A 24,230-nucleotide genomic window follows, 5' to 3' on the forward strand; every position below is an offset into this window, starting at 1 on the left:
TTATGTTTCGGATTGCCTAAGGCTGTCGATCTTTCGCGCAACGCTTTTATTTGTAACGTTTGCTATTTCGTCCAAATTTGCCGTATAGATTTTATCGAAACTTCCATAAAAATTTAATAACTTCACAATCTGTCCCGCCGAAATCCCGGCTTGTGCGAGTTTTGAGTTTTGCATGTCTTGTTTTTGTTTTGTTTTACGGTGGAAATTTATAACAAAACGGTGGCTTTCATCGCGTAGCTTTTGGAAAAATTGTAGTTTTTTATCATCTGTGCCAAGGCTAAATTTGCCTTTTAATGTATAAATTTTATCTTTTGCCGAGCCTTTTGCGCGGTATGCTTTTGCGTCTACTTTTTCTTTTGAAATGGCGATAACGTCGATATTTGTCCCACTACTTGCTAAAATTTCGCAAGCTAGATTAAGTATAGCCTCTCCGCCGTCAAGCACCCAAAGATCGGGCGGGGAAAGTTTGTCAAATCTAAGCGCTCGAGCACTTAGGCTCTCTTTCATCTGGTCGTAGTCGTTTTTAGCACTTAAATGCATGTGGCGGTAGTTTTGTTTTGTCCATTCACCGTTTTCATAACGCACCATAGCACCAACTGTTGCCTCTCCAAATAAATGTGAGTTATCAAAAGCTTCGATAACATAAGGTGTCGTGCTAAGTTCAAAGTAGTTTGCGATCTCTTCAAGTAGCTCGCTTTGTGTTGTTTTAAGATATTTTTCTATGCTTATGTGGGCATTTTTGGCGGCGATCTCGCAAATTTTACGTTTTTCGCCGATTTTTGGCGTTTGTATGCTAAATTTCCTAGTAGAGTGCCTCTCGTTTAAAATTTTCTCAACCAGCGCTGCATCTTCAAATTCATCAAGGGTATAAATTTTAGTGCTTATAAATGGCTGATCAGGCGCGAAGCTTTCAAGGATAATGTGTTTATAAGCTTCGTTTATCGTGCTTTCATCGCTATCTTTTGCATTTGCGATAGATGTTTTTACTCCGTTTATCTTACCGTTTTGAACACTAAATCTAATCGCACAAAGCAAAGAGTGCGAAGCAACTACTGCGTAAGCTTCAAAGTCTTCAAGCTTGGCAAGATCGACTTCGACTTTTATCTGCATGTTTTTTAGCGTCTCTATCTGATCTCTAACAGCTGCGGCTTGTTCGTAGTTTTGGGTTTGCGCATAGCTTAACATGACTTTTGATAGGCGCTCAATGAGCAAATTTGGATTTTGCAAAGCATGCATGGCTTCCTTTACGATTAAAGCATAGTCGCTTGCTGAAATTTTAGCCTCGCAAGGTGCTTTACAGCGACCCAGTTGATAAAACAAACACGCCTTTTTGCTTTTAAGGCATGACTTTTTTTGCACAAGAGCAAAATTTAAGTAAATAGCGTCAAGTAGTTCTCTAGCTCCACTGAAATATGGTCCAAAATAGCGTATATTTGAACCTTTTACTATCTTTCGTGTTATCTCAAACCTAGGAAAATCATCATTTAAATTTATAAATATATAAGGGTAAGTCTTGTCGTCTCTTAACAAGATGTTATATTTTGGCTTAAGTTGCTTGATAAAGGAGTTTTCAAGGATTAATGCGTCAGCTTCGCTTGACGTTACGATGTATTCAAGGTGGACGGTTTCGCTTAACATCTTATGTATGCGTGGGCTTACTTTTGGGCTTGGCAAAAGTCCGTTATAAAAGCTAAAGTAGCTTCTGACACGATTTTTCAAAATTTTAGCCTTGCCTACGTATAAAAGGCGGTTTGCACTATCAAAATACTGATAGACGCCAGGTTCGTTTGGTAGAGTTTTTATCTCGTCAATTAGCATTAAATTTATCGTTTCTAGCTTGCAAAATAGCTCTTATCTCTTCAAATTTGGCGTGTATTTTTTCATCTTTGGCTAAATTTGCAAATTTTCCTTTGCTTTTTGGGCATAAAATTTTTAACTCGTTTTGTGTTGGCTGCAAAAATATAAGACTTTTTGTAACAAAAAATTTTATATCCTCTACTGAGCCTAAGTTGCTCTCTTTTTTGATGCTTGAATGCGCTTTTAATAAGCCTTTTATCATATTTATACTACTATCTCGCCTAAGTTCTTGCAGGGCTAGAGGATGTTTAAGAGCAAAGTAAAGTGTGGTGTGTTTTAGGTAGCAAAAGGCTATTAAACTTTGATGCGTTTTACTCATAAGCAAGACTAGCTCTCTGCAGTCATTGGCTTTGTGTAAATTTTTATATAGAGGATTTTTATAGATATGTTCAATCAAATTTTTAGCATCTTTCATAAGACCATTTTATCATTTTTTATTTTAAGTTTCCTAATGGGGTGCGGTTACAAGGCGGATCCGTTTTATGGAGATAAGCCTGTGAAAGAGAGCAAAACTCAAACCTTTAAATAAAATTTAAATAAATTTTATGTAGTTTTAAGTAAAATACATCGTTTTTAAAACCAAAAATAGGAGAAATTTATGAAAATTCTTTCATTAATGTTGCTGATGCTTTGTTCGCTATTTGCAAGCGGTGCAGAGTCAGCCGGTGCGGAGCACATCGACCTTAGCACGACATGGGTCGGAATACTTTGCTTAATTATATTCGTCGTCGGTTATTATTTTATCGCCGCCGAGGAAAAATACCACGTAAATAAAGCAAAGCCCGCGCTTTTTATAGGTACGTTTATGTTTATGCTAATTGGCATCTACATGGTTATCCATGGCATGGATGTCCATCCGTTAAATAACGAAGTAAATCACCTTATCTTAGAGATCGCGCAGATTGTATTTTTCTTAACAGTTGCGATGACTTATATAGAAGCACTTATCGACAGAGACGTATTTAATACCCTTAAATACAACCTTGTTTCAAAAGGTTACACGTATAAAAAATTATTTTGGCTAACAGGTGTTATTGCATTTTTCTTAAGCCCGGTTGCCGATAACCTAACTACCGCGCTTATCCTTTCAACTGTTCTTTTGACAATAGATAGAACCAACAAGCCATTTTTGGTTGCAGGCGCTATAAATATCGTTGTAGCGGCTAATGCCGGCGGTGCTTGGAGCCCATTTGGTGATATCACTACGCTTATGGTTTGGGCTGCAGGCAAAGCTCCTTTTGTGGACTTCTTGTCTTTATTTCCGGCTTCTATCATCGGTTGGCTTGTTACCGCTCTTTTACTTGTTAAGAGCGTTCCGGAAGGAAGCCCGCACTTTGACCCTGAGAACGAGCCTAAATTTTCAATTAAAAAGGGCGGTAAAGTTATCATATATCTTGGTGTATTTACGATAGTTTCGGCGGTTCTTGGACATCAGCTTTTCCATCTTCCTGCGATGTTTGGTATGATGTTTGGTATGTCACTTTTAGGAATTTACACATACATCTTTAAGAAAGTAAATAAAACCGAAGAGCCTATAGGCTTATTTCACTTTATGTCAAAGATAGAAAATGATACGTTGATATTTTTCTTTGGTATCCTTTCAGCCGTCGGCGCGCTTCACTTCCTTGGTTTCTTGGATTATCTTATCAAACTTTATGATGTATTCGGTCTTAGCGCGATCAACATCGCGGTCGGTTTCGTTTCGGCTATCGTTGATAATGTTCCGGTAATGTCTGCGGTTCTTAAATCAAACCCTAGTATGGGTCTAGATCAGTGGTTGCTTGTTACGTTAACAGCAGGTATCGGTGGCTCTATGATAAGCTTTGGATCTGCTGCTGGTGTAGGCGTAATGGGAAAACTAAAAGGCATTTACACATTTGGCGCACATATGAGCCAGGCATGGAAAATAGTTGTCGGATATGTTGTTTCGATCGCTATTTGGTATGTCCAGTTTGAAATTTTAGGGATTTATTAATGAAAACATCTGACATTATTGTTTTGGATTTTGGCTCGCAGTATACTCAGCTAATCGCTCGTCGTTTAAGAGAGCAGGGTGTTTATACGGAAATTTTACCGTTTAACGCCAAGCTTGACGATATAAAGGCAAAAGAGCCAAAAGGTATAATACTAAGTGGAGGTCCTGCAAGTGTATATGCGGCCGATGCTTATTTTTGCGATGAGGGAGTTTTTAGCTTAGGTCTTCCGATACTTGGAATTTGCTACGGCATGCAACTTCTAGCTCATAACTTCGGAGCAAAGGTTGCTGCGGCAAATAAAAAAGAGTATGGTAAGGCAGAGCTAAATGTAGTAAAAGAGCATGTTTTGTTTGCCGATACTCCAAATTCTCAAATAGCATGGATGAGCCACTCTGATATAGTTGAAAATTTACCGCAAGGGTTTGAGCCTTTGGCGACTAGCGAAAATTCACCGTTTTGTGTGTTTGGTGATGATGTGCGTAAATTTTATGCCATGCAGTTTCACCCGGAGGTCCAGCACAGCGAGTTTGGCTCTCAAATTTTAAAGAATTTTGCTAAGCATATTTGTGGTTGTGAAAGCACTTGGAATATGGGAAGCTTTGCTAAAATGCAAATGGAGCGTATAAAGGCTAAAGTAGGCGATGACAAGGTGCTTTGTGCAGTTAGCGGTGGTGTTGATAGCTCTGTCGTGGCGGCACTTTTGGCACATTGTATAAAAGATAATTTAATAGTTGTTTTTGTTGATAACGGTCTACTTCGCACAAATGAGCGTGAGCAAGTTGAGGCTACATTTAGAACTCGTCTAGGCGTTGATTTGATAGTTATTGATGCGAGTGAAATGTTTTTAAGTCGTTTAGCAGGAGTTACCGATCCTGAGAAGAAACGTAAAATAATCGGCGAGACGTTTATCGAGGTGTTTGACGCTGAAGCCAAAAAGCACACAAATGTAAAATACCTAGCACAAGGCACACTTTACACCGATATCATCGAGAGTTCGGTTGTTGGTGCTAGTAAAACGATAAAAAGTCATCATAATGTCGGTGGTTTGCCTGACTGGATGAAATTTGAGCTTATCGAGCCGTTACGTGAAATTTTTAAAGATGAGGTTAGACAGCTTGGCCTTGAGCTAGGACTTTCTCGCGATCTTGTCTTCCGTCATCCGTTCCCGGGACCAGGACTTGCTATACGCATAATGGGTGAAGTAAATGTGCCTAGCTTGGAGCTTCTTCGTAAAGCCGATGTGATACTTCGCGATGAGCTAAAAAGCACAGGCTGGTATAACAAAACATGGCAAGCATTTTGCGTGCTTTTAAATGTAAATTCCGTAGGCGTAATGGGTGATAACCGCACTTATGAAAACGCTGTTTGTATCCGTGTAGTAGATGCTAGTGATGGCATGACGGCAAGCTTTTCAAGACTTCCTTATGACCTGCTTGAAAATGTATCACGTCGTATAATTAACGAGGTTGAGGGAATAAACCGCGTAGTTTATGATATAAGCTCAAAACCACCTGCAACGATCGAGTGGGAGTAGTTAAAAACAGGCTCTAAAGCCTTATAAATAGCTGTTTTGTGAGCGTTGTGCTTGCAAAATGCTTGCAAATTTTATTATTACATGTAAAAACGCTAATCGGTATATATGTACCGACCCCCAAAAGTTAGACCAAAAAATCTAACGATTGGGAGGTCGGTATTTTTATGGCAAAATATAATTTTGAATTCAAGAAGAAAGTTGTTTTAGAATATTTGGATGGTAAAGGAGGAACGCCATATCTTTCTAAAAAATATGGATTAGGTTCTGACTCTCAGCTACGCAAATGGATTAATACATACAAAGCGTTCGGTGATGAAGGATTAATGCGTTCTCGTAAGCAAACAAAATACTCTTTCGAAAAGAAGATTTCTGTTGTAGAATCATATCTATCAAGTGAGATTTCATATCAAGACTTGGCGATTCAAGAAGGTATAACAAATCCAAGTATGATTACTAACTGGGTTAATCGCTTTCGTGTTGCAGGTCCTGATGCTTTGAGACCTCGCAAGAAAGGTAGAAAGAAAACATTGGATAAACCTAAGATAGATAACAAACCAATAACTCAAGAAAACAGCGTTGTCGACACCAGTGCCGAACACGTAAAAGAATTAGAGGATGAACTGCTTAAGCTAAGAATTGAGAATGCCTTTTTAAAAGAACTGAGGAGGCTGCGCTTAGAGGACGAGGCAAAAATGAGAGAACGGCGCTCGTCATCAACAGCCTCCGAGGAGAATTCAAACTAAAAGACCTTCTCTCTTATGTAGGCATGCCTAAGGCAACATATATGTACTGGCGGAAAAGATTTGATAGAGAAAACCCTGACAAAGAAATCGAGGAGAAGATTCTTGAAATCAGAGTGACTCACAAGGATTATGGTTATCGTCGAATGGTTGGAGAATTAAGAAATCAAGGCTACAGTGGAAACAAAAAGAAAGTACAACGTATAATGCAGAAACTAGGTTTACAGGTTACATCATTCACTCGTAAAAATCGGAAATACAGCTCATACAATGGAAAAGTCGGAACGGTTGCTCCTAATCGTATAAAGAGACGATTTAACACGCATATTCCTCATCAGAAGATTACTACGGATACTACTGAGTTTAAGTATTATGAGATTGATGTGAAAGGTCATATGACCATGCACAAGCTGTATCTAGATCCATTTATGGATATGTGTAATGGTGAAATTATCAGCTTTGGAATAGCAAGGCAACCATCAGCTAAAAATGTTATGGATGCATTAGAACAGGCAATTGCAACAACCTCTGATTGTCCATATCGAAGAACATTCCACTCAGATCAAGGTTGGGCATATCAGATGAAGGTATACACTCATCGCCTTAAGAAAAATCGGATTTTCCAAAGTATGTCACGCAAAGGAAACTGCCATGACAACTCTGTTATGGAGAACTTCTTTGGTCTGCTTAAACAGGAAATCTATCATGGTGTAGTTTACTATAGTTATGAAGAATTAAAGTCAGAAATTGAACGATACATTAAGTATTACAACGAGCAAAGAATAAAAGAAAAACTAGGATGGATGAGTCCTGTGCAATACAGACTTAGTCTCTTAGCTGCATAAAAATTGCGTAACAGATTCTAATATCTGTTACGCAATAAAAGTCTAACTTTTGGGGGTCACATCAACTATATCTGTAACGAAGATAAAACCGACAATGAAATCTATGTTACAACTCACCTGTGCAGCAGAGAAAATGCTCATAAAGAATTTGAACTTACCAAGAAACAATTTGGTTCAAAAACCAAGACCTTAGCCCATCATTTAATCCAATCCTTTGTTCCGGAAGAAGTGAGCTTTGAAGAAGCTCATCAGGTAGGAATTGAACTTTGTGAAAAGATTTTAGGCGGGAAATATGAGTATGTTTTAGCGACACATATCGACAAAGACCATATACACAATCACATCATTTTTAATTCCATAGATGTAGATGAGGGCAAGGTTTATCATTCTTATTGCGGCTCTTATATGAACATCAGAAATCAAAGCGACAGACTTTGCAAGGAGCATAATTTATCTGTAATTGACCAAGAAACACAAAAGGAAATCAACGAGATTAGGCGAAGAAAATATGTGAATTGGTATGACTGGAATGAGGATAAAAAAGGGAATAGCTATAAATCAAGGCTTCAGTTTGATATTGATAGAACTATAAAACAGTCAATCAACTGGCAAGACTTTTTAGCTAAAATGGAAAACTGCGGTTATAAAATTAAACAAGGAAAACACACAGCTTTCAGGACTAAAAATCAGCAGAGATTTACCAGAACAAAGACCATAGGAGCTAACTATACCGAAGAAAGAATTAAGGAACGAATCCTGAATAAAGATAGAGAGATTGGCAATATCGTAGATATTAAGAACAACGATAAAGCAAAGTCAAGTAGAGGATATGAACGTTGGGCGACAAAGCATAATCTTCAAACAGCGGCTTCAACGCTGGTTGAAATCAGAAATAAAGGTTTTAATTCAATGGAAGAATTAGGGCGTGGCATCAGTAGAATCTCTATTGAAAAGAACGACTTAAAGCGAGAATTTGATAAGCTGTCATTGGAGCAAAAAAGGATAAAAGAAGTAGTAAAGCATATTCAAATCTGCATCAGCAAGCGAGAACATTATGAAGGCTATCGTAAAAATCCGAACGATAAAATTTATATGATGATGAATCGAAAAGATGTAGAAGCCTATCAGAAGTCTTATGAGGAAATAGATATTTTCCTTAAGCAATTTCCACACTTAAGACATATTGTAGTAGGAGAGTTAAAGACAAAATCTGAAAAAAATCTTTTCAGAAAATTAAATGAGCATTCTAAAGAATTACGAGCTAAGCAAGAGGAGATTGCGAAGAAACATAATTCATTAGCAGCGCAGTATGAGGAATTGGAGCATCTGAAGGTTAATATGAATGATTATCTTGGTAGGGATAGAACGGAGAAGAAAAAAGATTCGGTTATTTGCGCGATTAAGAAGTATAAGGCTGAAGAGAAGGGAAATCATAAGAGAAAGAATAAAATATCGAAAGAAGCTGAAAGATAATTTTATGGTCGGTGTGGTTTTAGGATTGCACCGATTAGTCTTTGTGTAATTATGTTTGAGAAAACGGAATATAATACTGTTATAAGTTTGATTTATATGGTATAATAGAATCGATATGATATTAAGACGGATAGGACTGGAGGATAATCATGTCGAAACTTAGCTATAAAAAATTATTCAAAAGATTGATAGATATAGAAATGAAGAATACAGAGCTTATGGATAAAGCTAAAGTGAGTAGAAGTACATTTTACAAGATAAAAAATGGTGAAAATGTCACTACAGATGTGTTGTTGAGGATATGTGATGTATTGGGATGTGATATTTCTGAGATTGTAGAATGTGTTAATGATTCTTCGGAGGTAATATAGGATGAATTTAGTTAGCTTGTTTTCGGGAGCTGGTGGATTAGATTTAGGTTTTGAAAGAGCTGGATTTAATGTGGTTGCGGCAAACGAATATGATAAAACGATATGGGAAACATATGAAAAAAATCATAAAACTAAACTTATAAAAGGAGATATTTGTAGAATTCCTTCAGATATGTTCCCTGACTGTGATGGAATTATAGGAGGACCGCCATGTCAATCATGGAGTGAAGCAGGTTCTTTAAAGGGGATCAATGACCCGCGAGGACAATTATTTTATCAGTATATACGTATTTTGAAGGATAAAAACCCTAAGTTTTTCCTTGCCGAAAATGTTAAGGGGATGATGGCAAGACGACATAATGATGCCGTTGAGAATATAGTTTCTCAATTTGAAGAAGCTGGTTATGATGTCTTTATTCACTTGTTAAATGCAAGTGACTATGGTGTTCCACAAGATAGAAAAAGAGTTTTTTATGTGGGATTTAGGAAAGATTTGAAGGTTAAATTTGAACCACCCAAACCATATAAAAACAAATTAACTTTTAAAGATGCTATTTTGGACTTGAAGGATTCTGCAATACCGGCATTAGAGAGAAATAAAACTAATGGTAATAATTGCAAAGTTATGAATCATGAATACTTTGTCGGTGCGTACTCACCTATTTTTATGAGTAGAAATAGAGTTAGACGATGGGATGAACAGGCATTTACAGTTCAAGCTTCAGGAAGACAATGTCAGCTACATCCACAAGCACCAGTGATGCCTAAAGTAAAAAAAAATAAAAATATATTCGAACCTGGTAAGGAAGCACTATACAGAAGATTAACAGTGAGAGAGTGTGCAAGAATACAAGGGTTTCCAGATGATTTTAAATTCTATTATACGAATTTAAATGATGCCTATAAAATGATTGGTAATGCTGTGCCAGTAAATCTTGCATTTGAAATGGCTAAAGCAATTTCATCTACTTTAGATAATTCAAGTGTAAATAGTAATCTATTAAAAACTGGTACAGATAATTAATTGGAGGTTAGTCATGAGCAATAAAAGTAATAATCAAGGAAGAGCATATGAGTTCTCCTATTTAATTACATTATTTGATGAAATATCTAAAGTAAGACCGGCAAAGATAGAAAAAAATAGTAGTTACTTTGCAGCAGAAAGAGCGTGGAATACTTTAGCTGACTCTGAAAAAACAATATATAAAGTTAGTGCCTTGGCAGGAGTTAACACTATATTTGACCTTGAACCTTTGATTTTAGATGATGGGGATGATGAGCTTGAATTAAAAATTCAATCGGATGATAAAGGGAAGGAAGGCGATGTAAGAGATGTCTTGATTATTAGACGAGGGATTGAATGGGAAATAGGTTTAAGTGTTAAGCATAATCATTTTGCTGTTAAGCATAGTAGGCTGTCAAAGAACTTAGATTTTGGCAGAAAATGGTATGGTATCGATTGTTCCGAACAATATTGGAAAGAGATTAAACCTATATTTGAATATCTTGACGTTGAGAAACAAAAGGACTCTAAGTGGAGCGATTTACCTAATAAAGAAGATGATGTATATATTCCATTGTTAAATGCTTTCAAAGGCGAATTGGAAAGGCAAAATCATTTGTTTGGAAAAGACATACCAAAACTTATGGTGGAGTACTTACTTGGAGAATTTGATTTTTATAAAGTTATTGGAATTGATAATAAACGAACAACTCAAATTCAAAGTTATAATTTAAGAGGCACTTTAAATAAGCAGGGGAATAAGAAAAAGAGAAGCATTGAATTACCAATATCGACACTTCCAACACGAATTGTAAGTTTAGAATATAAACCGGGTAGTAAAAACACCTTGGAATTATATCTTGATGGTGGTTGGCAATTTAGTTTCAGAATTCATAATGCTTCGACTAAAGTAGAATCAAGTTTGAAGTTTGATATACAAATTATAGGGATGCCTACGACTATTATTTCAATAGATTGTAGATGGAAGTAATGGCTGTTAAAATAGGAGGATAAAAATGAAAAGAATATTTATTAGTTTTGCAATTGAGGATGAAAGATTAAGAGATTTTTTGAAAGGACAATCTAAAAATGCAAATAGTCCATTTGAATTTGTTGATATGTCAGTGAAACAACCATGGGATTCACAATGGAAAACAAATTGTAGAAGCAGAATAAAAGGATGTGATGGTGTGATTTCTATTATTACAACAAATACAAAAAATGCTAGTGGACAAATATGGGAAATGAAGTGTGCAAAGGACGAAAATATACCAATAGTTGGAATTTATGGAAATGACAATCATGCAGGTGTTAAGGTGCCAGATGAGTGTGGATATATCAGACTAATGGATTGGACATGGTCAAATATTTCAAATTGGATTAATAATATTTAATTTGCTTGGAGGGAAAAACGGTGGTGAATAATAAAGCTTTAGTAGTTGGAATAAATGATTATCCTACTTGTCCATTAGCAGGTTGTGTAAATGATGCAGAAGAAATTGGAAAGATTCTTTCTGAAAATGGTGATGGAAGTCCAAACTTTGAAGTTAAATATGCATTGGATATTAAAACGAAAGCAGAGTTATATAATCATGTAAACGCATTATTTAATGAAGGGGAAGCCGATATAGCATTATTTTATTTTTCAGGTCATGGTACGGATTTAGTTGATGGGAAGCTAGTGACTCCAGATTTTACTGGAATGGATGCTGGAATTCCTATGAGTGAAATTTTATCGATGGCAAATAAGTCGAAAAGCAAAAACAAAATTATAATTTTAGATTGTTGTTTTTCCGGAAGGTTTGGAGAGAATAGCATTTCTAATTCTACGGAATCTGTTTTAGCAAATGGAGTTACTATAATTACTGCAAGTAATAGGGATGAATATTCTATGGAGGTATCGGGTGATGATGGAATACCTGGACATGGAGTATTTACTGAACTACTAATACAAGGATTAAAAGGTGGAGCTGCCGATGTTGGTGGTAATATAACTCCAGCAAGTCTATATTCGTTTGTTGACCAGTCTTTAGGCTTGTGGGAGCAACGTCCTTTGTTCAAGACTAACATTTCCAGATTTTTACCAATAAGGACGATTGAACCAAAAGTTTCAAAGAAAACATTGAGGAAACTGAGTACATATTTTGAAAATGCTGATTCTGAATTTAAATTAGATCCTTCTTTTGAATTCACGAATTCACCAAATGAGACTCATGAAATTAAACAACCATATGCTCAAGAAGATAATGTGAAAATATTTAAGGATTTACAACTTTTTGAAAGTATTGGATTAATTGAACCAGTTGGAGAGGATCATATGTACTTTGCAGCTATGAATAGTAAAACATGCAAATTAACACCTTTAGGGTTACATTATTGGAAATTATCAAGAGATAAAAGATTTTAATGCTACAGGTTGTTGTAAAATTGGGAACAATTTGTTTTATATCCATGCTTGCAATATGCTTGCAAAAAATCGGATAAACAGAAATAAAACGGATAATAAGGCTAAAGCTGATAACAAAAACATTGATTTTATGCCATTTATACAAAACGATATCAATGGACATATTGAGTGGGAATAAGCTATTATTAAATAAAAAGCATTTAAGCAACTAGGGTTAAATTGTGTTATTTGTAAAAATAATACAGTGCAATCCTGGTTGTTTTAAAATAAAATATAAAATTACATAAATTTATTAAAAATTTTAAAAGTGGTTTTTAGTGGCATGTGCTATTGATGCAAGCCATCGTTAAAACCAATGCCATAAACAAAATTATACATCGAATGTTTAAAAATATATAATTGATGAAAATCTATTTTCTATAACCCATTGCAAAAAAGACAAATATTAAGATAAGATTGTAATAACAAGTCAAATAAGTAATTGTAATCTTTAAACAAAGGAAAGATTGTGGATAATAAAATTTATTACGGTGAGTATTCATTAAAGCATTGGATAAATTTAATTTTAAAAAGAAATATTATTTTGCCAGAATACCAGAGATATTTTGTTTGGAAACAAGAAAAAACAAAAGAACTTATAAAAGCTTTTAAAGAAAAACAATTTATTCCGCCTATAACGATAGGAAGTTTTGAAGAAGATGGAAAAAATGTTAATTTAATTTTGGATGGACAGCAACGCCTAACAAGTATATTGCTGGCATATCTTGGATTGTTTCCCGACAAAAAATCTTTTGCTAGCAAGGAGCAAATTGGTTTTGCGGACGAAGATGATAATCCTATAGACGAAGGGCTTATGGATAATATTTTAGAGTGGAATTTTAATAGTCTTGTCAAAAAAGGAAGAGAGAAGAACGAAATTAAAAATAATATAATTGACGGTAATTATGCAAATATAGATTATGAGGTTGATGATGATTTTTTTAATAATAATTTCTTAGGTTTTTCATATCTAGTTCCTAATACAAACGACCAAAAACAACAACAAAATTTTTATTCCAAAGTATTTAGAAATATAAATATGCAGGGTGAAACATTATTGCCTCAAGAAAGTAGATCTGCGTTGTATTACTTAAACAAAGATTTGACAAAATATTTTAAGCCTGAATTTGTCAACAAAATATTTGTCAATGATGCCAAGATGGATTTTGTAAGATATCTTGCCTTGTTGTCTCAATTATCCTTTCTCACTTTTTTCGTAAAAAATTTTCTCGTTTTTCACCAAAACGTAAAAAATGAGAATTTCACCCCTCAAACTCCATATCGATCATATAAAAGATAGCTTACGAACACTCTTTTGTTTTGTCGTTTTTAATGCCGATAAAAAGCTTTTAAAATGTTTATTATGTTTTATTTGTTATGATTCGATACCATTATTGTAAGGCATTAATCATGAAAAGCTTTGATACAAAAGTCACATTTCAATCAATCAAAAATGACTTTAAGCCATCCGATTCTGCTATTATAGAAGCAGTTGCGAATGCTATTGATGCCAAAAGTAAAAATGTTTATGTAAAACTATATGAAGACACTGATAATAGCGGAATGTTTCCATATAATTATTACAGTATTGATGTAGCAGATGATGGAATTGGAATACCAACAAGCGATAATGTGTTTGAGGAAGTTTTTTGCCAATATAAAGTCTCAACAAAGCACGATAAAGTCAATTATGGCAAAAGAGGCAGAGGTAGATACACCTATCTTAAAATAACCAAAGACCCTAGCGATATTAGTATATTTGTCGTAAAAGATGGTCAAAAATCTAAAATTTCATTTGAGTGCAAAGACCGACAAAGCGTCGCGATTTTAAAGGATGATTTTAACAGTCAAATAGATACAAAAATTAAGAAAAATTTCACAACGCTTATACAATTTAAAAATATCTCAACTGATTATTTTGAGACAAATGAACAAAGTTGCAATGCCTATGTAGAGTACATCAAAAATGAGCTTGTATCGTATTTTGCAGACAGGATAGCATCAAATAGTATTAATATATACGTTAATGATGAGCTTTTAGAAATTAAAAATTTTATAGAAAAACAAATGCACGAAACAGTTACTGTTTTAAACGATGATTTGAAATATAGCTTCAATGTTGATTTTTATATATGGAACGATAGAGTGAGCTTAAAATCTGACAGACAAAAACATATATTATTTTTAGATGTTAATGGATCATTAAAAGGCATAGCTCCATCTGGCAAGTCTAAACTAATGTTTCCGGGCTTTAAACAAAATCACTCCATTATAGTCAAGTCACAATATTTTAATGATAGAGATTATATTGACTGTCAAGATGACTACGATAACGTTTTTACGGATATTGTTATAAAAAATCTACGAAACCAAATAGCCGTGCGACTTGAAAGCATATTGTTTGGCATTTATAAAGACAATATTGGAAAAATTTCAAAAGAATATTTAAAATTTTTAGAGCTACGCAAAGATGAGATCGTAGAAAATACATATCAAGCGATAATATTCCCTTTTTTAGAAAAACTTGGAAATAAAAAAATATCTGAAGATGCCAAACAAATTATCGTAAGACTTATAGATGTTTTGCTTAAACAATCTCCCGATAACTATATAGACAACATAATGACTGTGTTAAATTTAAAGCCAAAAGATAGCGATAAGCTGAGATATATTGAGGCAAATTATGGCATAATCAAAGCCATATCAGAAAAAGAAAAATATATCGCTAGGCTTGATTTTTTAGAAAAACTCTCAGAGTTAGTAAATGGCAAAAATAGTAAAAAAGTAAAAGAAAGAACAATGTTGCACCATGTCGTAGATAAGCATCTTTGGATATTTGGTGAGCTGTTTGATGGCATTGATAGAGATAAATACGCCAGTGATGTGTCACTAAAAACGATACTAGAAAGTGATAAATTTTTTCAATTTGATTCAGATGAATTAGATCTCATTTCTAGGGAGCATAATTTAAAAAAAATACCAGATATTTTTATACCAGTTTTTGCAAATGATACCATTTATATTATAGAACTTAAAAAACCAGGTGTGACTATAGACCAAAAAATTCTACAAGAAATTATGAATAAATACGTAAAAACACTAAAAGAAATTAGCAAAAGATATGATAACCAGACAAGAAAAAGGATTTATGCTATAGCCGTTTCTGACACCAAAGCACCAAGTGCCTACACAGTAGGCAACATTGATAACGATGGATTTATGATAATTCCAAAAAGTTGGGATGAGATTATTTATGATGCCAAAAAACGATGCAATGAAAAAATTTCTGATATAAATAATAAAATAAAAACTAGCAAATGGAAGGATCTTGAAAGCTTTATTTTAGAGCATAATCAATAACCTTACCCCTCAAACTCCACATCCACCATATAACTTTTAGTGTTTAGATTGTGTGATACTGACTTTATACTAAACTCCACGCCATTAAGTCCATTGACGCCTAAAACTTTCAGCTTTCCGCCGGCTCTTAATTCTCTACCCGTAGCCGTAAGCGAGCCGTTTATTCCGCCGCGTTGCAGCTCATTTAGCTTTACTTCGCCTTTTTTAAAGGCTTCGTTATCGCTCTTTGGCTCGGGGATATTTAGCTTATAGGTTTGCTCTCCACTGCCTACTTTAGCCTGTTTATCTTTGCCCTCTTTGCTATCGTGCCACTGCACTATTACGGCCGTATAGCTGTTGCGATTCGCCTCTGTTATACTTAGGCTTTCACACTCGCTTAGCTCGATACTAAATTTTGGTAAATTCTCATTTTTGGCTGTATTTGACGTCTGCGTATCATCGCCCTTAGCATCTTTGCTAGTTATTATCACGGTGTTATTTGCTACTTTCATTATATAGCCATACTCAAAGCAAATTCCATATAAAAAATCAAGATCGCTAATATCGTTTTGCAGAACGGAGGCGATAGGCTGATCCGTTCCGCTTGTTTTTACGTTTAGCTTATTTTCAGCGGCTATTTTTGATGCTATGGCAAACAAGCTAGTATTTTCCCAGCTTCTACGTTTGGCGAGCTTTTGAGGACTTGCGAAATTTACGGCAGTAGCCCTAACTTCGGTTGTATTTGCCTTGTAATCACGCGTGGCTGTTTGCACGCTAAATTTGCCGCAATGGTAAAGATTATCTTCATACCCAAGCCAAAGCTCTAAATTATCGCCGAACATCGGTTTAGCGTATATGCCGTTTACTACAAACGCTATCTCATCACTTTCGCTTCCCTCTTTATCCTCGTAGCTTAGGCTTATGAGATTTGATTTGATTTTGGCTGTTATGTCGTTGCCTTTGGCTAGGAGTTTAAAATTTGGCACTCTTACCATAAACTACGCTCCTTTTTTACCACCTCTGTCTTTATCTCAGGTAAAAACACTCTATCTCCAGCCCTTGAAATAGCGTTTAAATGACTATTAAAGGCTAAAATTTCGGCAAAGTTCTCTAAAGTGCCGTAATGTTTATAAATGATAGTATCTAAACGCTCATTGTCGCTAACTATATAAATTTTATCCATCATAATCCCTTTTAAGCTCTAAACTAAATCCTTGCGTAAAAAATAGCCCGTCGTTTGTAAAAATCGCTTGGCTCTCGCTTATCTTTGCTATTACAAATTTGCCTAAATACTTGCCGTATCCAGTTACTAGCGGATAGCTTTGTCCTGTACCGGCTAGAGCATAAAGCTCTTTTAGAGCCTCTTGCTTGTCGCCTTGATACGGCAAGGTGTGTCCGTCTATCTTTATACTCTCATCTCCTAAATTCGCACGAAACAAAGCCGGATAGTTTCCTATCCTGTCATTAGAGCTTATGCCAAATTCGCTTTCACGGCTTATGCCGCCCATTTGCTTCCAATTAAATTTAAATCCACCTAACGATAAGACCATTTTTAGCCCCTTATTGTCCTATAATGCTTCTATTTTTGGCATTCATCTCATCAGTTTTTAAAGCCCTTTTTACGCTACTTACTAGCTGTCTTTCAAACTCGCTCATATCAAATTTGCCGTTGTTTGTGGCAATATTTATACCGCCACTAAAATTTACATTTATTGTGGCTCCGCTTGCAGTCATGGCTGCTGCCTGATATTGTGCGGCAGGGCTAAAGCTAGATGATATTAGTCCGCCGCCGCTACTAAATCCGCCATTTGGCGTATCATAGCTTTGCTCATCGCCACCAAGCCTCACCCAGCCAAGAGCTGTTTTAACTCCGCTTTTTATACCATCAAGTGCAGAGCCAACCCAGCTAAATTTCTCTGCCAGCCAGTTAAATAGCGGCTCAAATAGCCCCTTTATCCATTCTACGGGCTCTTGAAATACTGTTGCCATAAAATCAGCCACGCCGCTAAATATTGCTTTCCACCCATCGGTTATAAAGCTAAAAAATGAGCCGACCTCGTTCCAAATCTGCTTTATGCCGTTGATTGTCGGCTCCCAAATGGGACGTAACCACTCTATAAATGCCATAAACCACGCCTTTACCTTATCCCAGTTTGCAATGATTATTCCTGCGACTACTACGATACTGCCTAATATCAAACCCAAAGGATTAGCCATCATCGCCGCACTGATCGCTCTTATGCCGATAGCTAGAAATTTAAACGCTTTGCTTGCTGCACCGACTGTAAATTTAAGAGTGTTTAGCGCTACGTTGTAAGCTAAAACAAGTGCTTTCCCTGCAACCCAAAAGGCACCTTTTATGAATTTACCCAAAGCTTTCATAGCAGAAGTTAGTAGCTTTGTCGTGGCCGTAAGTGCTTTCATTGCTTTGTCTTTTAGCCAAAGAGCAGCCGTTAGCCTCTTTAATTTTATAGTAGCCAGCGAGGCCTCAATCTTTAAGAGCAAAAACACGTTTTTAAGCCTTAATAGCCCGCCGCTTACAAAAGCCGCTGCGTAACCTACGGCAGGTAAAATCACGGCAAAGCCCATTATAGCTACGCCAAGTCCGCTTATAATTTTACTTACGATAGGGCTTTTTTCGGTTAATTCGCTTAACCAATTTGACACCTTAGCCAGTCCGTCTGCTAGAGTAGCAAGCGGCGGCAATAAAACGCTACCGATATTTACGCCTAAATTTTTAAGCGAATTTATAAGGCGCTCTAGACTACTTTTTGTGGTTTTTAGTTTAAGCTTTAATGCCTCATCTAGACTCTTGCTGCTATCTTGCTTTATAAGATTAAAGGCATTGTTTAAAATGTCTTTATTGACGGCTAGTGAGCCCAGATCGTCGCTAAATTGTTTGCCGAACATATCGGTTAATACGCCCATTTGCTCATCGCCTTTTACGTTGCTAATGGCTAAAATAAACTCTTGCAAGGCGGTTGCGGCATCTTTTTTAAGGGCATTTTTTAGATATTGCGCGTCCATTCCCATCTTGTTTAAGGCTTTATGAAATTTCTCGTCCTGCCCGTCCAAATTCGCTAATGCGTTAAACATTGAATTTAGTGCAGTAGAGGCTACTTCTGGGGCTTTTCCTACGCTTAATAAACTAGCTCCAAGTGCTGCCGTGCTATCCGCACTGAGCCCTAAAATATTAGCATTTGATGAAGTTCTATTTAGGATATTAAATAGCTCATTTGCTTTTACCATTGACATTTTATCGTCTAAAAAGTTCATCTGGTTTCCAAGCTTTTCAAGCTCTTTTACGCTTAGTTTAAAGTTATTCATTACATAAGCTGCCGCATCGCCTGCGTCCTTACCGCTCATATCAAAAGCTACGCCTAGCTTTGTTACAAGCTTAGTGTAATCCATTATTTCATTAGCCTTTAAACCTTGTTGGCCTCCACTAGCGGCTATGTCGGCAATCTCTGTAAAACCAACTCCAAGATGAGATGATAGCTGCTTAATTTCGCTTCCAATTTGCTTAAATTGCTCTTCGCTCTCAAACTCAATGTATTTTTTAACATTGACCATGGCACTCTCGTAATCAATGGCAAATTTTACCGGCATTGCTAGGCTTACGGCTGTAGCGGCTCGCTCCATCACTTGCGATTTAAAGCCGTCCATCTGCCTTTTGATGCCGTCAAGTCTAAGGTTATTTTCTTTTATCTGCTTTAACTCTTTCATCAAATAGCGCGCCTCTTTGCCCGCTCCTTTAATAGAAAGTGCAAGCTTTTTCATAGAAGCACCGCACATATCGATATTAGCAAGCCCTTTAACTGCTAAATTTAAAGCTATGCCTACTGACGTATCAGCCATTTTTTGATCCTTTTTTGTTTTTATGTGCCATTGTCAAAAAAATATTGTATAATCTGCCAAAAAGAGAGGATAAGATGAATAGAATAAACGCCCAGCTTAATGCCGATATGTTTTTAAATAAAGCCTTTGCCGTGCTTATCGGTTTTGTTTTGCTATTTGCTTTTATAGACGAGCCTTATGCACTGCTTTACTCTCTTATCGGTGCTCCGTTTGCGGCACTTATTCTTTTTCCTTTAACCATCCCCCTATCGATACTTTGTTCTTTTATTTTTAAAAATCTATTTAAGGGCTCATATAAAACCCTAACAAAGCTGTTTTTCATAACACGCTCTTAGCCTTTAAAATCTCTTGCGAGATTTTTACAAATTGCAAAAATTCGCTAATTTCCGTATCTAAAATTTCGTTATAACCGAAATTTAGGATATGGGCCACGAGGGCGCCGCCTGCTCTGTTTTAAACATCGCTACAGGCGTATTTACAAAAAAATAACCCCTACTCAGCCATATTTTTAGCCTTAACAATCTCCACGGCACGTTTTAAAAACTCCTCATATTCATCTAAGTAAAAATTCATAATTTCACTATATGAAAAATGTAAAATATGAGCGATTATTGCAACCCCATCATAAGTCGGGGCTATGCTAAAAAACTACTCACCTCTTTTAAAATGGTCGCACAATCATTCGCTTCTAGCTCGTCAAGCTCAGCTTCGCTTAGGCAAGTTAAGCTACTTGCTAACCTAAATGTTAGCGTTGCTTCATCGCTCTTTGCCCCACTCATGGCAAACCTTAAATCTCTGCCTTTTGGATAGCGAATTTTTATCTCTTTACCATCGCTTAGCTTGATGACGCTATATTTATTACCTTTTTCTTCTATGATTTTCTTTTGCATATCACTCTCCTAAATTTGATCTAACTTTTGCCATGTAATCAACGCCTGAAATAAGGCATATCATGTTTTCAACATCCTTAACTACCATTGGCACGTTATCTATGTTTATATCTAAAAAATGAGCCGAAAGCTTTACACTTACTTCAACCTCTTTACCGCTTTCAAACTCGCTAACCTCCCAGCTTATGATATCGCCTGTTGCTGCCATTGAAAATGGCACAGGGTCGCCCTTACCACTTCTAAAAATAGAGGCTTTAAATAAAAATGGGATACGATCGGTAAATGAATTTAGTCCGATAGATACAAACTGGTTTTTATCAATCTTTGAAATTTTAAACTCAAGCTCGGTAGCTTTTAGCATACCAGTTGAGTAGTTTGTGCTTAAAGCACCTTTTGCCTCAACGGTTTCAAACTCAAGTGTTGGCACCTTTAAATTCTTTGTAACACCTAAATAGCCTTGTCCGTTAATAAAAACGTTGGCTTCTTGAATAACGTCCGGGATTTGTCGTTTTGTCATTTTTTATCTCCTTTATTTATTTAAATCATCCATTAGCCGGCTCGAGTAGCTATCCACATAGATAAAATCTAGCGTTAGCTGTTTAAGTATCGGATTATTTTGCATTCTTACGTCTAGATAGAATTTACCTGCCGTAACCGTTGCATCCGTATTCTTTTCGCTCCAAGATAGCTCATATCCAAGCAATACCTTTGCACCTACAAGCTGACGTAAAAGCTCCTCGACGCTTCTTTTTGCGTGATAGAGTTGATCTGCCTTGCGGTCGATCGCAAAGAATACTCCCTTTTGAGCCGCCTGTGAAATGCGGTCAAATATCCTAACACGGGCTAGATCCTGCCAAATGGTATCTTGGTCTGATGTTTCACCACCCCAAGTTCTAAAGCCGCTCTCTCTAATGATAGTTGAGATATGAGCCGCCCTAAGCTCATCCGCCGTGCAAGTCTCACCCGGCTCATAATCTATATCATCGGCTAGTCCTACGACTCCGCCCATTACTCGGTTTGAGTAAGAGTCTGAATAGCCAAACTCGCTTGATCCGTCGGTATAAGCTATCATGCCGGCTATTCGTGCCGATTGCGGCGCGTAAGCATAATCGTTTGTTTCATCATCCCAAATTTTAACGTTTGGATAGGCTGCGATCAGGCGATTTGTGCCAAAGTCTTTCATCTTAACTATCGCTTCGCTTGCATTGTTTGCTTTTATATCTACGATACCCGTAGCCTTTAAGCGTTTTGCTACACTTTCAAGCTTTGCTTTTATCGCATCTTCGCCCGAAAACTCAGGGGCTATAATAATATTTGGGCGGTAGCCCGTTTGCACTTTAGCTTTTTCAAATAGTCCGATCGCATTTACGCAAGCTGAAATTTCATCATTTCCATCTTCGTCCTCATCTTTTGTAAAAACAGATAGGATAATCTGTGTATTTACAGCTTGATCTGAAATGGCACGTAGGGCTCTATAAATTGAGCCTTTTTTCTTGCTTTTATTCTCATCTTTTTTATAAAGCTCGTTTAATGCGTCTATCGCTTTATCTGTTGTCATAAAAAAGTGAAGTCCGTTTTCAAGCAGTTCTTCATGTCCGGCAATCCCGATAGGCGTCGTGCTTTCAACCTGAATCGGTCTTGCTGCCTCTGCGCTGATGGTTACGTTTACTCCAAATTTTGCGCTCATAGTTTTTCTCCTTTGTTTCGGTTTATTGTTAAATTTCTCATTTTTTACTCCTTTATTATTTGTATTTTATGATGTGCCACGTACGGCATGCTAAGTAAAATACATACGCCTTCCACTTTGCTACGCCGAGTGCCGTCATCATCTCACGCAGGGTTTCGTCGGCTGTTTTAAAAAGCCTCTTTGCTGGCTCTAAAGAGCCCAGTTCAAAGATGAGTTCAGCTTCATCGCAAAGCCAGTCGTGCACCACTATCGCCGAAAGATACTCAGGGCTATTTGGTGGAAATATGCTCCAAAGAATTCTAGGTACATTCGCTCCGTTTGTCTTGTATGCTGCTGGAACTACGATATTGCCGTACTCGTATGACTCGACTAACTCAAATCGGTCTTTTGAAAAGGGTTTAAGTATCGGTCTTTTAATCTCATTCATTGCTTGCTCCTAAATCAATTTCTATAACGTCGTAAAAGACTATCGCCTCAAGCTCGTCTTTATCGTTTGCACTTGCTATTCTTGCTTCATACTCCCATTTTATAGAGTGAAGTTTTATGCCCGCTAATTCAATAGCTCTTTTAATAGCCTTAAGTCCGTTTAGGTCGATAGGTTTAAAACTATCGTCCCACATTCTAAATACTTTTTGAGGCAAAAGTTCATAGTTTTCTACCATCGCAGAGGCGTTTAGTAGGTATTTATAGCCTCCGTCTATTATTCCAAAGCCCTTAAAGTCTATTTTTGATTTGTTTTTCATTGTTTCAAACCAAAGTTCAAGTGAGCTTAGTTTGGCTTGTTTTAGCTCTTCAAGGCTAGGTTCTTTTGGTTTACTTAGTTCTTGCTCCTCTTTTTTACTTAGTTTTTTTAAGCCGAGCTCGGCTATTTTCACGTTTAGAAATTCATCGCTTACATCGTCATCGTAAGCATAGATTTGGTTTTGTTTATCTTTGTAGTATTTCATTGTTTGCTCCTTATCTTAGTTCAAGCCATAAAGGTATTGTTCCCGTATTGACTGTGGCGGAGTAGGTAGAGCCAGGCGGTATGATTCCGCAAAGAGTGATTACTTCTGATGAAGATGTTGCAAAATACTGAATCATCTTTCCATCTACCGTGAGATACCCTCCGCAGCTACCGGTTAGCGCAGATGTTCTTATTGAGACGTAAATAGATCTGCCCGTCGTGTTTGTGTATGTTATACCCCGTTTTCTTTGGCTTGTCATATCTTGCCAAGTTTGATTTATGCCTAGTGGTGTTGGTATGGCTCTTAAAACATCACTCACAGCTTTTTCAGTTACCGCTACGTCTTCAGCGTTACCCGTTATGCTGTTTTTTAATTTTGTGATGCCCGCTTTCGTTTCGGTAGCGTATATACTATCGTCTATTTGGTTTGCGTTCGGCTCTTTAACGTCTTTAGTTTTTATAAGCACGACTACGCTTATATTGTAGGGGCGGTTTTCATTTGCGGTCGGGACTACCCTAGAGGCGTCAAAATTCACGTTTGATAGTTGTCCGGGACCGCCGGTAAAATTGCCCGCACTCCCATCTACAGCAAATGCGCCTATTATTGGATTGGTGGAGCCGTCATTTCTTACTCCGCCTGAGGTTCCGGTGATATTCCTTATAGCATCTTGTTGAGCCTCTCCGATAGGTGCGGCATTTCCACCGACAGAGCGAAAGAATTTACCGTCGCTGAAATTCGGTATATTGAAATTCTCTTCACTTCCGCCATATGTATACCCAATAACCGCAAAGAGTTCTGCATACTCTGATTTTACAAGGCTTCGTCCGTCGCAAACAAGAAAACCCGAGGGCGTATGGCTTTCAGAACTCCAAAGCAGGTATGAGCCAATTTTTAGCCCGTCTGAGATTTCTGATTTTAGAGCGTATTTGTCGGCTGCTACTCCGCCGAGTTTTTGGCTATCGGCAGCCGTTTCATTTTCGCCAAGCTTAACATTTATCAGCTCATCAATCTGCGTTTTTGAGTAACTATCATTTATGTTGCGTTTTTTAGCTAGTTGGGCGTTTATATCGTTTGAACTGTTTTCAATCTGCTCCTTAAGATAGCTCGTGCGATTTGCTAGCTGTTTTGCTTGTTTGTTGCTTATGCCGTCCGCTCCGCCTACTACGGGATCGGTGGTTTCTAGCTGATAAATTCCCTCTTCCCAAGTATTTGTCTCTTTTAAGTTTGCCATTACGCTACGCTCCATTTAGAAATCTTTTTGCTT

At 36.8% G+C, this 24,230-nt stretch carries 24 protein-coding genes; 12 read left to right on the forward strand and 12 right to left on the reverse strand.

Annotated elements, in window-relative coordinates:
• Positions 1-1,818 (reverse strand): excinuclease ABC subunit UvrC, encoded by a 1,818-nt coding sequence (uvrC, locus tag CCAL_RS02190; protein WP_170016209.1) that lies wholly within the window; start codon positions 1,816-1,818, stop codon positions 1-3.
• Positions 1,808-2,272 (reverse strand): hypothetical protein, encoded by a 465-nt coding sequence (locus CCAL_RS02195; RefSeq protein ID WP_170016211.1) that lies wholly within the window; start codon positions 2,270-2,272, stop codon positions 1,808-1,810. The genes uvrC and CCAL_RS02195 overlap by 11 nt, the downstream gene beginning before the upstream one ends.
• Before the next feature lie 183 nt (positions 2,273-2,455).
• Here CCAL_RS02195 and nhaD point away from each other — a divergent pair, with 183 nt between their 5' ends.
• The 11 genes from nhaD (at position 2,456) to CCAL_RS02250 (ending at position 15,605) form a co-directional block, all read left to right on the forward strand.
• Positions 2,456-3,832 carry a sodium:proton antiporter NhaD gene (gene nhaD / locus CCAL_RS02200; RefSeq protein WP_170016213.1) on the forward strand — a complete coding sequence of 459 codons (1,377 nt, stop codon included), beginning with the start codon at positions 2,456-2,458 and terminating at the stop codon, positions 3,830-3,832.
• Positions 3,832-5,367 (forward strand): glutamine-hydrolyzing GMP synthase, encoded by a 1,536-nt coding sequence (gene guaA, locus CCAL_RS02205; RefSeq protein WP_170016215.1) that lies wholly within the window; start codon positions 3,832-3,834, stop codon positions 5,365-5,367. The genes nhaD and guaA overlap by 1 nt, the downstream gene beginning before the upstream one ends.
• Before the next feature lie 164 nt (positions 5,368-5,531).
• A protein-coding gene (locus CCAL_RS02210; protein ID WP_236860491.1) for an IS3 family transposase occupies positions 5,532-6,952 on the forward strand; the annotation gives its coding sequence in 2 pieces (ribosomal slippage) (positions 5,532-6,018 and positions 6,018-6,952; 1,422 coding nt in all).
• A 69-nt stretch (positions 6,953-7,021) separates the two neighbouring features.
• Positions 7,022-8,425, forward strand: a complete 1,404-nt coding sequence (locus CCAL_RS02215; RefSeq protein WP_394346909.1) for a relaxase/mobilization nuclease domain-containing protein — start codon at positions 7,022-7,024, stop codon at positions 8,423-8,425.
• 149 nt (positions 8,426-8,574) lie between these two features.
• Entirely contained in the window at positions 8,575-8,796 is a 222-nt protein-coding gene (locus CCAL_RS02220) for a helix-turn-helix domain-containing protein (RefSeq protein WP_170016219.1), read from the forward strand.
• A 1-nt stretch (position 8,797) separates the two neighbouring features.
• Positions 8,798-9,820: a DNA cytosine methyltransferase gene (locus CCAL_RS02225; RefSeq protein WP_170016221.1), complete on the forward strand. Its 1,023-nt coding sequence runs from the start codon at positions 8,798-8,800 to the stop codon at positions 9,818-9,820.
• 13 nt (positions 9,821-9,833) lie between these two features.
• On the forward strand, positions 9,834-10,790 hold the full coding sequence (locus tag CCAL_RS02230) for a HaeIII family restriction endonuclease (RefSeq protein ID WP_170016223.1): 957 nt from the start codon (positions 9,834-9,836) through the stop codon (positions 10,788-10,790).
• A gap of 25 nt (positions 10,791-10,815) precedes the next feature.
• Positions 10,816-11,193 (forward strand): TIR domain-containing protein, encoded by a 378-nt coding sequence (locus CCAL_RS02235; protein WP_147612645.1) that lies wholly within the window; start codon positions 10,816-10,818, stop codon positions 11,191-11,193.
• Positions 11,194-11,216: 23 nt separating this feature from the next.
• A complete protein-coding gene (locus CCAL_RS02240) occupies positions 11,217-12,206 on the forward strand; it encodes a caspase family protein (RefSeq protein WP_216656483.1) in 990 nt (329 codons plus the stop codon).
• Positions 12,207-12,714: 508 nt separating this feature from the next.
• A complete protein-coding gene (locus CCAL_RS02245) occupies positions 12,715-13,545 on the forward strand; it encodes a DUF262 domain-containing protein (RefSeq protein ID WP_172285036.1) in 831 nt (276 codons plus the stop codon).
• Positions 13,546-13,655: 110 nt separating this feature from the next.
• Positions 13,656-15,605, forward strand: a complete 1,950-nt coding sequence (locus CCAL_RS02250; protein WP_169971915.1) for an ATP-binding protein — start codon at positions 13,656-13,658, stop codon at positions 15,603-15,605.
• A 2-nt stretch (positions 15,606-15,607) separates the two neighbouring features.
• Here the strand turns inward: CCAL_RS02250 and CCAL_RS02255 are convergent, their stop codons facing one another.
• The 4 genes from CCAL_RS02255 to CCAL_RS02270 are packed head-to-tail and all read right to left on the reverse strand — an operon-like array spanning position 15,608 to position 19,442.
• Positions 15,608-16,579 carry a phage late control D family protein gene (locus CCAL_RS02255; protein WP_169971914.1) on the reverse strand — a complete coding sequence of 324 codons (972 nt, stop codon included), beginning with the start codon at positions 16,577-16,579 and terminating at the stop codon, positions 15,608-15,610.
• On the reverse strand, positions 16,573-16,767 hold the full coding sequence (locus CCAL_RS02260) for a tail protein X (RefSeq protein WP_169971913.1): 195 nt from the start codon (positions 16,765-16,767) through the stop codon (positions 16,573-16,575). Before CCAL_RS02260 ends, CCAL_RS02255 begins: the two co-directional genes overlap by 7 nt.
• Positions 16,760-17,134 carry a phage tail protein gene (locus tag CCAL_RS02265; protein ID WP_169971912.1) on the reverse strand — a complete coding sequence of 125 codons (375 nt, stop codon included), beginning with the start codon at positions 17,132-17,134 and terminating at the stop codon, positions 16,760-16,762. Before CCAL_RS02265 ends, CCAL_RS02260 begins: the two co-directional genes overlap by 8 nt.
• A 10-nt stretch (positions 17,135-17,144) precedes the next feature.
• Positions 17,145-19,442, reverse strand: a complete 2,298-nt coding sequence (locus CCAL_RS02270; RefSeq protein WP_172285037.1) for a phage tail tape measure protein — start codon at positions 19,440-19,442, stop codon at positions 17,145-17,147.
• 74 nt (positions 19,443-19,516) lie between these two features.
• Here CCAL_RS02270 and CCAL_RS02275 point away from each other — a divergent pair, with 74 nt between their 5' ends.
• Entirely contained in the window at positions 19,517-19,777 is a 261-nt protein-coding gene (locus CCAL_RS02275) for a hypothetical protein (protein ID WP_172285038.1), read from the forward strand.
• A gap of 300 nt (positions 19,778-20,077) precedes the next feature.
• Here the strand turns inward: CCAL_RS02275 and CCAL_RS02280 are convergent, their stop codons facing one another.
• Genes CCAL_RS02280 through CCAL_RS02305 form a run of 6 tightly spaced genes read right to left on the reverse strand, consistent with a single transcriptional unit; the run spans position 20,078 to position 24,212 of the window.
• Positions 20,078-20,332 carry a phage tail assembly protein gene (locus CCAL_RS02280; RefSeq protein ID WP_169938951.1) on the reverse strand — a complete coding sequence of 85 codons (255 nt, stop codon included), beginning with the start codon at positions 20,330-20,332 and terminating at the stop codon, positions 20,078-20,080.
• Between the two features lies 1 nt (position 20,333).
• Positions 20,334-20,849 carry a phage major tail tube protein gene (locus CCAL_RS02285; RefSeq protein ID WP_169971909.1) on the reverse strand — a complete coding sequence of 172 codons (516 nt, stop codon included), beginning with the start codon at positions 20,847-20,849 and terminating at the stop codon, positions 20,334-20,336.
• 12 nt (positions 20,850-20,861) lie between these two features.
• Positions 20,862-22,019 carry a phage tail sheath family protein gene (locus CCAL_RS02290; protein ID WP_172285039.1) on the reverse strand — a complete coding sequence of 386 codons (1,158 nt, stop codon included), beginning with the start codon at positions 22,017-22,019 and terminating at the stop codon, positions 20,862-20,864.
• Between the two features lie 55 nt (positions 22,020-22,074).
• On the reverse strand, positions 22,075-22,446 hold the full coding sequence (locus CCAL_RS02295; protein WP_172285040.1) for a DUF1353 domain-containing protein: 372 nt from the start codon (positions 22,444-22,446) through the stop codon (positions 22,075-22,077).
• On the reverse strand, positions 22,439-22,966 hold the full coding sequence (locus CCAL_RS02300) for a hypothetical protein (RefSeq protein ID WP_169971906.1): 528 nt from the start codon (positions 22,964-22,966) through the stop codon (positions 22,439-22,441). The genes CCAL_RS02295 and CCAL_RS02300 overlap by 8 nt, the downstream gene beginning before the upstream one ends.
• A 10-nt stretch (positions 22,967-22,976) precedes the next feature.
• Positions 22,977-24,212 (reverse strand): tail fiber protein, encoded by a 1,236-nt coding sequence (locus CCAL_RS02305; protein WP_170015079.1) that lies wholly within the window; start codon positions 24,210-24,212, stop codon positions 22,977-22,979.
• Positions 24,213-24,230: the final 18 nt, after the last annotated feature.

The sequence above is a fragment of the Campylobacter sp. RM6914 genome (assembly GCF_004803835.1).
Taxonomy (GTDB): Bacteria; Campylobacterota; Campylobacteria; order Campylobacterales; family Campylobacteraceae; genus Campylobacter_A; species Campylobacter_A californiensis.